The 12,784-nt window shown below is 66.5% G+C and carries 10 protein-coding genes and 2 pseudogenes; all 12 read left to right on the top strand.

The annotated features are described in order from the left end of the window. Window positions 1–24 precede the first annotated feature (24 nt). The gene (locus LJ657_RS15210; RefSeq protein ID WP_232649123.1) at window positions 25–972 is read left to right on the top strand and encodes a chlorinating enzyme; all 948 of its coding nucleotides are present in this window, start codon (window positions 25–27) and stop codon (window positions 970–972) included. Between the two features lie 11 nt (window positions 973–983). Then, window positions 984–1,253, top strand: a complete 270-nt coding sequence (locus tag LJ657_RS15205) for a phosphopantetheine-binding protein (protein ID WP_232649122.1) — start codon at window positions 984–986, stop codon at window positions 1,251–1,253. An 8-nt stretch (window positions 1,254–1,261) separates the two neighbouring features. Further along, window positions 1,262–2,032 (top strand): thioesterase II family protein, encoded by a 771-nt coding sequence (locus LJ657_RS15200; RefSeq protein ID WP_232649121.1) that lies wholly within the window; start codon window positions 1,262–1,264, stop codon window positions 2,030–2,032. A 10-nt stretch (window positions 2,033–2,042) separates the two neighbouring features. After that, entirely contained in the window at window positions 2,043–3,608 is a 1,566-nt protein-coding gene (locus LJ657_RS15195) for an amino acid adenylation domain-containing protein (protein WP_232649120.1), read from the top strand. Continuing rightward, complete coding sequence (locus LJ657_RS15190) at window positions 3,605–4,078, top strand: YbaK/EbsC family protein (protein ID WP_232649119.1); 474 nt, start codon at window positions 3,605–3,607, stop codon at window positions 4,076–4,078. The genes LJ657_RS15195 and LJ657_RS15190 overlap by 4 nt, the downstream gene beginning before the upstream one ends. Continuing rightward, window positions 4,075–5,229 carry an acyl-CoA dehydrogenase family protein gene (locus LJ657_RS48575; RefSeq protein ID WP_232649118.1) on the top strand — a complete coding sequence of 385 codons (1,155 nt, stop codon included), beginning with the start codon at window positions 4,075–4,077 and terminating at the stop codon, window positions 5,227–5,229. Before LJ657_RS15190 ends, LJ657_RS48575 begins: the two co-directional genes overlap by 4 nt. Window positions 5,230–5,501: 272 nt before the next feature. Beyond that, complete coding sequence (locus tag LJ657_RS15180; protein WP_232649238.1) at window positions 5,502–6,452, top strand: cupin-like domain-containing protein; 951 nt, start codon at window positions 5,502–5,504, stop codon at window positions 6,450–6,452. An 83-nt stretch (window positions 6,453–6,535) separates the two neighbouring features. Continuing rightward, the gene (locus LJ657_RS15175) at window positions 6,536–8,095 is read left to right on the top strand and encodes an NAD(P)-binding domain-containing protein (protein ID WP_232649117.1); all 1,560 of its coding nucleotides are present in this window, start codon (window positions 6,536–6,538) and stop codon (window positions 8,093–8,095) included. Window positions 8,096–8,257: 162 nt separating this feature from the next. Beyond that, a complete protein-coding gene (locus LJ657_RS15170) occupies window positions 8,258–9,817 on the top strand; it encodes an MFS transporter (protein WP_232649116.1) in 1,560 nt (519 codons plus the stop codon). A gap of 105 nt (window positions 9,818–9,922) precedes the next feature. Beyond that, window positions 9,923–11,119, top strand: a pseudogene (locus LJ657_RS15165) (cation:proton antiporter domain-containing protein); the annotation flags it as partial. Window positions 11,120–11,569: 450 nt separating this feature from the next. Beyond that, window positions 11,570–11,935: pseudogene (locus LJ657_RS15160) on the top strand (PadR family transcriptional regulator); the annotation flags it as partial. 183 nt (window positions 11,936–12,118) lie between these two features. After that, complete coding sequence (locus LJ657_RS15155) at window positions 12,119–12,745, top strand: TetR/AcrR family transcriptional regulator (protein ID WP_232649237.1); 627 nt, start codon at window positions 12,119–12,121, stop codon at window positions 12,743–12,745. The last annotated feature ends 39 nt before the right edge of the window (window positions 12,746–12,784 follow it).

Here is a 12,784-nt window from a genome sequence, read left to right as displayed (position 1 = left end):
TAGGTGTTCGAAGGAAGGTTCATCGTGAAACAGCAGACCAAGGAATTCTTGCTGAGTTCTCAGGAAATTGATCAGTTCCATCGGGACGGGTTCCTCGGACCGTTCGACCTCTACCCCGAGGAGGACATGGAGGAGACCCTGCGTCGTATCCGACCCAAACTGATCAACACCAAGACCTCCGTCTACAGCCAGAAGCAAGCCGTCTCGGGCAGCACCAACCTGGCAAACTACGACCGCCACTTGGACGTCGACTTCCTCGCGGAACACATCGCCCGACCGGAGATCGTCGATCGGGTGGCGAGCCTGCTCGGACCCGACGTGCTCTGCTGGCGCACCGAGTTCTTCCCCAAGTACCCCGGCGACGAGGGGACCGACTGGCACCAGGCGGACAATTTCTCGAACGTGGCCGGCTCGAAGCATCCGCAGATCGTCTGGCCGGAGGATTCCCAATTCGGCGGCACGATCACTGTCTGGGCGGCTTTCACCGAAGCCAGTGTCGAAAACGGCTGTCTGCAGTTCATACCCGGTTCCCACCGGAGTATGAACTATGACGAGTCGAAGGTCATGACGTACGATCCTGAATCCATCAACAACGTGAAGAAGGACGGCATCAGGCGGGGCTTCTTCGGATACGACTACCGACAGCTCCAGAAGGATCCGAACTGGTCTCCCGACGAGTCGAAAGCGGTGTCGCAGGTCATGCGGCCCGGCCAGTTCATCATCTTCTGGTCGACCTTGATGCACGCCTCCCACCCGCACAGCGGCGCGACCGACCGTATGCGGCTGGGTTTCGCCGCCCGCTACGTCCCCACGCAAGTGCGGGTGTACCCGTTCTCCGACGCCCTGGAGGAATTCGGAGGAGCCGCCAGCCTCGATCGGTACGGCACCGTCCTGGTGTCCGGTGAGGACCGGTTCCACCACAACAACATCATCGATCACACCGTCAATGGCTACCGCTTCCCGGTGCGTTAGGAGGAGGGACCATGTCCGACACAGCGGACGAGCAACATGTCGAAGCGTGGCTGATCGGCGCGTGCCAGGCACTGGGCCTGAACGTCACTGCAGCGGAGGACGACTTCTTCGAGTCCGGCGGCACCTCGCTGAGTGCGATGAAACTGATCGCGCGGGTCGAGGAGACGTTCGGTGAGGACGCGCTGCCGCCCGACGACCTGTTCGCCGAGAGCAGCCTCCGGGCCCTGGCCTCCGCCATCGAGCGCAACCGGCGCCGAACTGCGCCGCTGGCCGGTTCCTAGCGAGTGCCATGCGGCTCGGCAGCAACCCCTGGGTCCTGACGTGCGGGCGTCCGGTTCACGACCCGTACATCACTCTGATCTGCTTCCCGTGGGCGGGTGGCAGCCCGGACGTCTTCCGGTCGTGGGCAGCCGGACTGGCCGACGGCATCGAACTGCTCGCGGTCCGGCTCCCCGGCCGGGGTCCTCGCCTCGGTGAACCGCACTACGAGGAATGGGAGCTGCTGCTCAAGGACGTCTCCGCCGCGCTCTCACCCCATCTGGAGCGCCCCCACGCCCTGTACGGCCACAGCTTCGGCGGGCGACTGGCCTACGAACTGGCCAGGCTCGCCACAACCACTCATCCCGGCCTGACCCGAAGGCTGTTCGTTTCCGCCTGCCGCAGTCCGGACATGCCCCAGCGCCGTCCCCACCTGCACACCCTGACCGATCAGCAGTTGCGCGAAGCCCTGCTGCACCTCGGCGGAATGCCACCGGAACTTCTCGGTGACGACAGGCTGATGAGACTGGTGCTGCCGACGATACGGAGCGAGATCAGGCTCGCCGAGATGTGGGTGAGCCGGGACGGCGAGGGTGTGAAGGTGCCGATCACCGCCATGTACGGACGCTGGGACGCGGTCGACGGCCGTGCCCGCATGGCCCGCTGGAGTTCGTTCGGCCGTCTCGGCTGCGAGCTGGTCGACATGCCGGGCGGGCACTTCTTCCCCCTCACACATCGCCCTCACCTGCTCGACGTCCTCAACTCACGGCTGGGAGCGGCTGGTGGACAGGATCAGTGGTGATGAAAAGGCCGTGTCGATCCACAGCCGGATCAACCAGACGGCCCAGCCCTACCCGAGTCACGACAGTCTCAAGGCGCTCTTCGAAAGGTGTGCCGCACGGTACGCGGACGCGGTGGCCGTCGTGCACCGTGACCGGCGTCTGACCTACCGGTCGCTCAACGGGCTCGCCAACGCGATCGCAGCCCGGCTGCTCGAAGCGGGTGTGCGAACGGGCGACACCGTCGGCGTCTGTGTCGAGCGTTCTCCGGAGCTGATCGCGGCACTGCTGGCGGTGCTGAAATGCGGGGCTGCCTATCTGCCGGTCGACGCCTCCTGGCCCGACGCGCGTCTGCGTGCCGTCCTTCGTGCCGCCGGATGCCGTCTGATCCTCGGCGATCAGGTCACGGCACTGGCAGACCGCCTGCCGGATCAGCGGACCTTCTCCGTACGCTCCGGACAGGCGGGAGAAGAGACCTCCCTGCGGCACGGAAATCCCCGTACGCGCGTCGGCCCGGACGACATCGCCTACATCAACTTCACCTCGGGGTCGACGGGACACCCCAAGGGAGTGCCGATCCGTCATCGCAGCGTGGCCCGACTGGTCTTCGGCGCCCGCTATGCCCGGATGGGTAGGGACAGCGTGGTCCTGCATGCGTCTCCGGTCTCGTTCGACGCGGCGACCTTCGAGATCTGGGGGCCGCTGCTCCACGGAGGCACTTGCGTCCTTTATCCGGCGTCGTTCATCCGGCTCTCCGAACTCCGACGGGTACTGGCCGACCAGGGCGTCACGCTGGTCTTCTTGACCACGGCGCTGTTCAACACCGTGGTCGACGAGGCCCCGGACGCCCTGTCCGGGGTGCGGACGATCCTGACGGGGGGCGAGGCGCACTCGATCTCCCACATGGGCAAGGCACTGGCCCATTACGGCCCGGACCGGCTCGTCAGTGTGTACGGCCCGACCGAGTGCACGACCTTCGCCACGTACTATCCGGTTCGCCGGCTTCCCCCGGCCGGCACGGCACTGCCCATCGGACGGCCCATACAGAACACGCGGATGTACGTGGTTGACAAGAAGCGGCTGTGCGCGGCCGGTGAGATCGGTGAGGTGTGGCTCGCCGGCCCCGGTCTCTCCCCCGGCTATCTCGGTCAACTCGCGGATACGGGCGAACCGTTCGCCGTGTGCGACATGGACGGCCGCCGCGAGAGGATCTATCGGACGGGCGATCGGGGCTATCTCCTCGAAGATGGCAACGTGGTGTTCCAGGGGCGGCTCGACCACCAGGTCAAGGTGAACGGTTTCCGGGTGGAGATCGGCGAGGTCTCTCACCACCTCGACCAAGACCCGACGGTGAAGCAGAGCTATGTCACGGTGACCGAGACCCCCTCAGGCGGGAAGGTGCTGGTGGCCTTCGTCGTGCCCGCTGTGCCACATTGCACCCCCTCGGCCGTGCGTGGAAGGCTGAGCGTGCGGCTGCCCGACTACATGATTCCGTCGGCGGTACACCTGTGCGGTGAGCTGCCTCTCACGGCCACCGGCAAGGTCGACCGTCGCACCCTCCTCAGTGTTCACCACCCTTTCGGAGCGTCATCGTCATGAGCCTCAGCAAGCGTGCTCGCCAATTCCAGGACATCCTTGATCAGCGCGGCCTCGGCCTGACCGTCGTCGAACTCCCGGAGTCGACGCACACGGCCGACGACGCGGCCAGAGCACTCGGGTGCGAGAAGGCGCAGATCGTCAAATCGCTGGTGTTCCGCAGCGTCACCAGTGGGGAGGCGGTGCTCGTTCTCGCCAGTGGTCCCAACCGGGTCGACGAGAGGGCCGTCGCGGCTGCCGTGGGCGGCGACATCGCCAAGGCCGACGCGGACTTCGTGAAGACCGTCACCGGTTACACCATCGGCGGGGTACCGCCACTGGGCCACAAGGAGGACCTGACGGTGTTCGTCGACGAGGACCTTCTGAGCTTCACCGAGACGTGGGCCGCGGCCGGCACGCCGCGTGCCGTCTTCAGGATTCCGATGAAGATCACCGAAATTCTGCCCGCGCACACCGTTCTCTCGGTGAAGTGAGGCGCGACGACCCGGGCGACCCCGACCACACCGACTTCCTCGCGGCCGACCACGGCGGATTTCGCACCCGCATACGCGATCTGCTGGACAGCCTGGTGTCCCCGAACGCGGAGGACTGGGAGAACGAGCGACGGATCTCCCGTAGCGGCTGGCGGAGTCTGGGCGAGTCCGGCCTGCTGTCGTTGGCGCATGCCGGACCCTGCTTTCTGCACAGCGCGATCTTCCTGGAGGAGCTCGGGGGACTCGGTTTCGGCGGCATTCGTGCGTCCGTGGCCGTGCATGCCTACATGGCGAGTTCCTATCTCCATCTGTTCGGCACCGAGGAGCAGCGGCAGCGGTATCTGCCCGGCGCTCGCCAGGGCCGGCTGATCGCCGCGCTTGCCCTCACCGAGTCGACGGCGGGTTCGGATCTGAGGGATCTGGTCACCCGGGCGCATCCCACGGAACACGGCTACCGCGTCACGGGCGAAAAGCTCTACGTGGCGAACGGCTCCCAGGCCGACTTCCTCATCACCCTGGCCACGAGCCGGCCGCCGGGGGACGGCAACGGCCTGAGCGCGGCGAGTCTGCTGGTGGTCGACGCGGACGCCGACGGCGTGAGCCGGCATCCGGAGCCCATGCTCGGATGGCACAGCGCGGACATGTGCAGAGTGCGCCTCACCGACGTGGACGTCGGTGCCGACCGGCTCGTCGGCCGACCCGACCGGGCGCTCCTGCACCTCGTTCAGGCACTGGACTTCGAGCGCCTGGTGGCGGGGATGCTCGCCGTGGGAGGGGTCCGCCACTGCCTGGCCCTCCTGCGCGCGTTCGTGCGCGAACACCGGGTCAAGGGCGTGCCGCTGGGGACCCACCAGGCGGTACGGCACCGCATCGCGGAACTGGAGAGTTCGTACGAGTTGGTCCGTCACTACGGCTACCGGGCGGCCTGGCTGCAGGCCAACGGGCGCCTCGACACCCATACCGCGTCCGTTCTGAAACTCCGCGCGACTGAACTAGCCGTCACGGCGGCACAGACGTGTCTGCAGTTCCACGGTGCACGGGGCTACGCCGCCGACGCCGTGGCCGCCCGGCTCTACCGGGATGCCATGGCCGGGCCGATCGCCGGCGGGGCCAGTGAGCTCCTGCGCGATCTGGTCTACGAGACGAAGTGACGAACACCGGCACTCAAGAATAGCTGCCGTCGCTCGACCGTGCGGGCATGTATTTGACGGGCTGTCCCAAAGCTCCGACCAACGCTCTTGTGTCCACCCTCATCCGCATGGCAGGATCAAAAAATATTCCGCGAATCTCGCCCTCGTGCAGGCAGTGTTACCCAAAAGCTGCCTCGAGCGCGGTGAATGTCGAAGACGGCCGGCCCCGGAAGAAAGCGGCCCCCGGCTCGTTCCACCCTCGCGCACCCGGTATGACGGAAGAGGTTTCCGTGATGGACCTGGACATGCTCGTGGCACCTCTTACTGCCGAAGAATTCATTCGAGATCACTGGCCGAATGTGCCGGGCTTCTTCGCAGGAGATCCCGTGCGCCTCGCACCGTTGGTGGAAGCGATTCCAGAACTTGCATCCGCCACAAGCGCCCTGGAGGTTTTCGGGGACCGTGTGTCGATCATCCGGCCCGATGGATTTTTCGCCAACGTAGCCAATGGGAAGGCGGCACTGCCGTTCTACAACGCCGAGTTCACGTGTCTCCTGCGCAGCGCCGAGCGATTCATCCCGGGGCTGCAACTGGCCATCGACCAGATCTCGGGGGAACTCGGCATGCCGGGTTCCGTCTTCCATTGCGACATCTTCGCTTCGACGGGACAGAATGCCTCGGCCTACGAGGACGCCAGCGGGCTCGCCATGCACAGTGATGCCGAGGTGAATCTCGCGCTCCTGCTCACGGGGCGCAAGGTGTGGCAATGGGCACCCAATGAGCATGTCCGGAACCAGACGACCACGGTTCTGCGAGGGGACCGGCAGGTGAGCAAGTCGCACTTCAGAATCGCCGACAAACTGCCGTTCCCCACGGCTATGCCCGGCGACGCAGCGTCCGCCGAAGTGACAAGCGGCGGGATGATGTTCATGCCGCGGGGTTGGTGGCACACCACCAAGGCGTACGGGGAGTGTCTCCAGGTCAATTTCGCCATGATCGGGCCCACGTGGATTTCGATCCTCACGGAGGCCCTGTCGGATCGCCTCATGCAAGATGCCGCTTGGCGCGAATACGCCTACGGGATCGCGGCAACGGGCGAGTCGCGGTCGAGCGCCGAGGCTGATTTCGGCCGTCTTCTGGGTGACTTGGCCGGCTACCTGCGGGGGGACGCGGCCGCGAAGGAACTGTTGAGCAGCGTTGCACCGCACGACGCTGATGGCCAGGCGCGGTCGAGTAGGGCCTGACGACGGGCGGTCGGCGCTGTCGGCCGCAGACGCTGGGCGCGATTCCATGCTGGATGTGAAAGACGAGATAGGTGGAGGTCGTTGTGGCGGACGCTGATCTGGATTACTTGGTGGTGGGTGCCGGGCCGGCCGGGCTTCAGGTGGCACAGCTCCTGGAGGCCAGGGGACACACGTATGAGGTCGTGGAGGAATCGAGCAGGCCGGGTTCCTTCTTTGCCACGTACCCGCGACACCGTCAGATGATCTCGGTGAACAAGCGCTACACAGGAAGCAACGATCCGGAGTTCAACCTGCGCTCGGACTGGAATTCTCTTCTCTCGGACAGGCCGGAGCTCCGGTTCGGCCGGTACACCGAGCGCTATTTTCCTTTCGCCGACGACATGGTCCGCTATCTCGGCGACTTCGCCGAGGCGCACGGCCTGTGCATCCGTTTCAATCGACGCATCACCAGGATCGCCCGCACAGGTAGCGGATTCGAGGCGTCGGACAGCAGTGGGGACACGTATCGAGCGCGCCGAGTCGTCATCGCCACAGGTGTGAGCCGGACCAACGTTCCTGACATTCCCGGTGTCGAAACGGCGGAGCAGTATGCGACGGTTTCCGTCGATCCCAAGGACTTCGTCGATCAGCGGGTGCTGATCATAGGCAAGGCGAACTCGGCACTTGAGACCGCCGACAACCTGCTGGAGACGGCCGCTGTCGTCCATGTGGCGGGGCCCAACCCGCTGCATCTGGCCTGGCAGAGCCATTTCGTGGGTCACCTCCGCGCGGTTAACAGCAACTTCATCGACACCGCTCAGCTGAAGATCCAGAACGCCATCGTGGACGCGCGGGTCCTCGGAATCGAGAAAGAAGCGGAAGGCGGATACCGCGTCCGGTTCAAGTTCACCCGGGCGACGATGGAGCACCGCTACGACCGGGTGATCGTGTGCACGGGATTTCGCTTCGACGTCTCCGTCTTCGAGGAGGGGTGCCGTCCGCGGCTCGCCGTCAACGACCGCTTTCCAGAACTCACCGAGGCATATGAATCGACCAACGTGCCCGGTCTGTATTTCGCCGGGACCCTCACTCAGCAGATCGACTTCAAGAAGGGAACCAACGGCTTCATCCACGGATTCCGCTACGGCGCCCGCGCGCTGTGCCGCATCCTGGAGCAGCGATACCACAGCGGGACCTGGCCGCACGACGAACTGTCGGCGGAGCCAAGTGAGTTGACGGCCGCTCTGATCGAGCGGATCAATCGGTCGTCCGGACTGTTTCAGCAGTTCGGTGTGCTCGCCGATCTGCTGGTGGTGCCGCGCGAGGGGCCGGTCAGGCACTACGAGGAAGTGCCCGTCGGACACCTTCACGACTCCGCGTTCGGCGAGGCGGAGAACACCTTCTCCGTCAGCCTGGAATACGGGCCGGACCACGAACTCATGGATCCGTTCAAGCCAGGTCTCTCGGCCTCCGTGCTGGGAGACGGTCATATCGACGCCTTCCTCCACCCGGTGATCCGGCACTACCGGCACGGCAAGCTCGCCGAGACGCTCCACCTCCCGGACGACCTCGAGAACGAATGGCGACGGCCGGATGTCCACATCAAGCCGCTCGAAGCCTTCCTCACCACCGCGATCGCAGGTGCCCGCGCCGTTCGTCGCTGAGAAGGCGTTCCACGTGACGAGGCGAATCGTCGCGGCAGCAGCACAGGACGCCGGCCGGGCGACCAGACGCCTGCCCCGGCACCGGGTATTCCGCGACCTGCCGCCGAACCGGGCCATGGCGGCACTTCCAGATCCCTACGCGGGTCGACCCAGGAGCTGACCTTGCACGCACGAGCAGATGCCCTGATACCCCGTCCTGTGCTGTTCTGGACCGGCGTGGTCCTGACCTGCGCCGGCGTCATCGAGCACCTCTGGATGTTCGCCGACTCCGCCTCGATGGACTTCGACATGTCGACGATGCGGATGTCGCCGGTGATGTGGGCGGCGATGATCGCCATCGTCGTCGGTGTGGTCATCTCGGCCTGCGCGGTGGTGCAGCCGGGCGGAAGTCGTCCGGCGGTCGTGTCCGGTCCACCTCAGACACCCGGGGCGAGCCGCCACCGCCTCATCGCCATCCTCACCTTCGCTCTGCTGGTGGACCAGATGAAGCCCGCAACCCTGGCGTTCATCTCGCCCGGCATGCGCGCCGAGTACCACCTCAGCACCACCGAGGTCTCGTCGTTACCCACAGTGGCCCTGACCGGCACCGTGGTCGGGTCACTTGTGGGGGGACGCACAGCGGACCGTATCGGCCGCCGGGCCACCATCCTCATCGCGTCGTTGCTCTTCCTCGGGACGACGGTGTGTGGTGCCATGCCGAGCTTCCGCGGCAACCTCATCATGTGCGCCCTGATGGGCATGGCGGCCGGAGGCATGCTGCCCGTCGTCTACGCATTGATGACGGAGAGCCTGCCACCGGGCCGGCGCGCGGGGATCATGGTGCTCCAGGCCGGCCTCACCACCACCGGCGGCTACATGGCTGCCTCCGGGCTGGCCGCGATCCTCATCCCGCTGGCCGGCTGGCGCGTGCTGTGGTTCGCTCAGCTTCCGCTGGTCCTGATCCTGATCGCGCTGAACCGGTGGATCACGGAATCCGCTGCCTTCACCGAACGGCAGCCACGGCCCGAACGCATTCCCGCCTCCGTCCTGTTCAAGCGCCCCCAGACAGTCAAAACGCTGGTCGTCAGCGCCTATGCATTCGCCTGGGGCCTCGTCTACTGGGGCTTCATCACCTTCCTCCCCAGCCAGTTCGCCGCCTCCGGCGTCCACGGCATGTCCGCCACCACCCTGTTGTTCATCTCATCCCTGCTGGCCATCCCCACCTGCGCGGTCGCAGCATGGCTCTACATGCGCTGGTCGGCCAGGGGCACCATGGTCGTCTACGCGGCCCTCACCTTCGCGGCCCTACTGGCGCTGGCCGCCGTCGGCATGGACGGCAGCCGGCCGGTCCTCCTCGCCACCGTGATGCTGCTGTTCGCCGGCACCGCCGGCGTCATCGCACTCCTTGGCCCCTACACGGCCGAGATCTACCCTCTGCCGATCCGCGGCACCGCCGGCGGATGGGCCGCGGCGGTAGGCAAGTCGGGCGGAGCCTTCGGCCCACCCTTGATCGCCGTGATCCTCTCGGTACCGGGAGGCATGCGCATCGCTGCGGTGTTTGTGGCGCTTCCCATGGCCGCGGCCGGAATCGCAGTCGCCGTCCGCGGCAGTACCCCGCAGAGCGTCGCCCAACCCCCAGGAGACGCCGTACCACTGGACACCGAACTCGACGATCTGGTGTACGGCGAGGGCCTCCCCGCCCGAGCCACGCCCTTGCCGGACGAGGGAGGAATGGCGAGGTGAGCGTCGACGCCGACGGCGGCCGGTGCCGTGTCGTGCGTTACGGGTCGAAGTCACCTCCGCCAGCGCAAGGTGCGGGGGGACGCGCATCGAACGGAGAAACTCCTCATGACCACGCAACAGACCTCTTCCTTACTCGCCGGCCTGGCCGTCATGGTGCTTCTGGCCCGGGTGCTGGGGGCGTTGGCGAGGCGTTTCGGCCAGCCGTCCGTGATCGGTGAGGTCATCGCTGGTATCGCGCTCGGTCCCACCCTCTTCCATGGGGTGGTCTCCGATGCCCTCTTCCCCTCCGCCACCCGGCCGTTACTCAGCGCGCTGGCCGCGGTGGGCGTCGCGGTCTTCATGTTCATCGTGGGCCTGGAATGGGACGCAGCCCTGATCCGCGGTAGCGGAGCCATCGCACCCTGTGTGTCGATCTGCTCGATCCTGCTGCCCTTCGGGCTCGGCACCCTGCTCGGCCTGCACCTGGCGAGCGCCCACAGCCACGGCAACCGGACGCCATTCATTCTCTTCATGGGCATCGCCATGTCGATCACCGCGTTTCCGGTGCTGGCGCGCATCCTCACCGATCGACGCATGTCTCGTACCCCACTCGGCGTGTTGGCACTGGCCTGTGCCGCCATCGACGACGTCCTCGCCTGGTCACTGCTCGCCGCCGTCGTCGCCATCAGCGGCTCGGCCGGCCCCGACCAGTGGCGGATCCTGCTCGCCGTCCCGTTCCTGCTCGCCATGCTTTTCCTGGTACGTCCGCTGCTGCGGCGAGCGGTAGAACGCCGTGAGACGCCGCGCCTCACGCCTTCGCTCATCGCCTTTCTGCTCGCCGGGCTGTTGCTGTCCGGCGCCACCACCGAGTGGCTGGGTCTCCACTACATCTTCGGCGCGTTCCTCTTCGGCGTGGTGCTGCCGCGTTCCGGCGCCGAGCAGCTGCGCACTGATGTGCACGAACGGCTCGGGCAGCTGAGCGGCACCCTGCTCCTGCCGGTGTTCTTCCTGGTCGCCGGCCTACAGGTCGACCTGTCCGGTGTCGACGCGGCCGGTATCGGCGACCTCGGGCTGATCATGCTGGTGGCGGTGGGCGGAAAGTTCCTGGGCGCGTTCGCCGCGGCCCGGGCGAACCGGATGCCACCGAGGCAGTCCGCTGCACTGGCCACCTTGATGAACACCCGCGGGCTGACCGAGCTGATCGTGCTCAATGTGGGTCTGCAACTAGGTTTTCTGGACAAGGAGTTGTATGCGCTCATGGTGGTGATGGCGGTGGTGACCACGGCCATGGCCGGCCCGCTGCTGACGTGGGTACTGGGCCGGAACACCGGTGACGGCGGGAAGTACTCCTCGATCCACCGGCTTCCGGCGACGCGGACGAGCTCGTCCGGCGTGGTGTCGGCAGGGCAGTAGGCGATACGTCGGCTGGTCGGGGTTGCTCAGGGCGGTCGAGCGCCGCATGGGCCGTCTGTGTCTCGGCCCTGTGTACGAAGTCTTCGCCGCGGTGCGCGACGAGCGACCGTGGGTCCCGGGTGCCCATGGGGAAGGGCCAGTCGCTGCCGAGGACGACCCGGTCCTCCCCGAAGTCCCCCCCGAATGTGGTGCGAGCGAGGCAGACGACGGCCGGGTCGTGGGTGAGGCAGTGGACGTAGAAGCGGCGCACGGCCTCGCGCGGGGATTCGGACAGGTCGGGGACCCCGGGCGGTAGCGCAGTGACCTTGCGGGGCCGGGCTCAGGCGGTGCCAGTGTCTCTGGACAGCCCATACACAGGCTATGTCGAGTACGAGTATGGGTACGTTGCGTATGACACTGCAGACCCAACTGGTGCTGCGGTCTTTCCTGGAAGATCCCGTCAAACAGCGCTACGGCCTGGAGCTGTGCGGGCTGGCGGGACTGCCGTCGGGCACGATCTATCCGATCCTCGCCCGCCTGGAACAAGTCGGCTGGGTGGACAGCACCTGGCAGGACCCCGCAGTACACGAAGAAGCCGGCCTGCCGCGCCGGCGCTTCCACGCACGCGAGGGGCGCCCGCACTCGGGCAAACTCCACACCCGCGATGCCGAAGACCTCGTCGGTGTCCATACCCGCTTCCATGAGTTCACCGCACTGCGCGACCCACTCGACCCCGACCGGCGCTTCACCGACCCATACCCTTGCCGGTGCTGGGGGAATGATCACGCGCCTCGTCCGAACGGTGATCTTCATATCGGATACGGTGTGGCTGTTGTGGTGCTGACCGAGGAGGTGGGACGTTCCGTGGCAGCAGCTGGTCCTGCGCGAGCGGGCGCGAGTTCGGCTCGGCGTTCTCCGGGGCGGCCGCCCGTGCCGTTGGAGCGCATCGTCGCCACCGCACTGCAGATTGTGGACGAGGAAGGCTCCGACGCTCTCTCGATGCGGACGCTGGCCCAGCGTCTGGGCTCGGGCACGGCGACGCTGTACCGGCACTTCGACAACCGAGCAGCGCTGGTCGCCCATGTCGTGGACCGCGTGTTCGGCGTCGTGGAGCTGAACGGCGACGAACTCCGCGCGATGGGTTGGGAGCGGGCCCTGCGGACGGTCGCGCACACCATGTTCGACGCTCTGGCCCGGCATCGGAACGCGGCGCGCCTGCTGGTCGAGCGGATTCCCCTGGGACCGAACGCCATGGCACTGCGGGAACGCTGTCTCGCGGTGTTGCTCGACAGTGGTTTCCCGCCGCGCGTGGCCGCGTACGCGTACGCGACCCTGGCCCGCTACGTCCTCGGATTCGCCGTACAGGTCAACGGGCACGGCGGCGCAGAACAACCCGACGACGCACAGCTGTCGGCGGTCTTCCAGAGCGTGGATCCGGGCCTGTTCCCGGCCACCGTCACTGTTGCCGGGGCGATGCCGGTTCCGATCGAGGAAGAGTTCTCCTTCGGCCTCGAACTTCTGCTCAGCGGGCTTGCCCACTTGCGCGACGAGGCCTGACCGAGCGACGTGATCACTCGGACAAGTTCTGGAAACGGA

Origin of the sequence: Streptomyces guryensis (genome assembly GCF_021261325.1) — a bacterium.
GTDB classification, from domain to species: Bacteria; Actinomycetota; Actinomycetes; order Streptomycetales; family Streptomycetaceae; genus Streptomyces; species Streptomyces guryensis.
Note: the sequence above shows the minus strand (reverse complement) of the source record. Positions and strands in the feature narration are given on the sequence as shown.

Excerpts from the sequence above, each read along its gene's own strand:
- LJ657_RS15205 (WP_232649122.1), top strand. The coding sequence starts at position 984 with ATGTCCGACACAGCGGACGAGCAACATGTCGAAGCGTGGCTGATCGGC.
- LJ657_RS15200 (WP_232649121.1), top strand. The coding sequence starts at position 1,262 with ATGCGGCTCGGCAGCAACCCCTGGGTCCTGACGTGCGGGCGTCCGGTT.
- LJ657_RS15190 (WP_232649119.1), top strand. The coding sequence starts at position 3,605 with ATGAGCCTCAGCAAGCGTGCTCGCCAATTCCAGGACATCCTTGATCAG.
- LJ657_RS15180 (WP_232649238.1), top strand. The coding sequence starts at position 5,502 with ATGGACCTGGACATGCTCGTGGCACCTCTTACTGCCGAAGAATTCATT.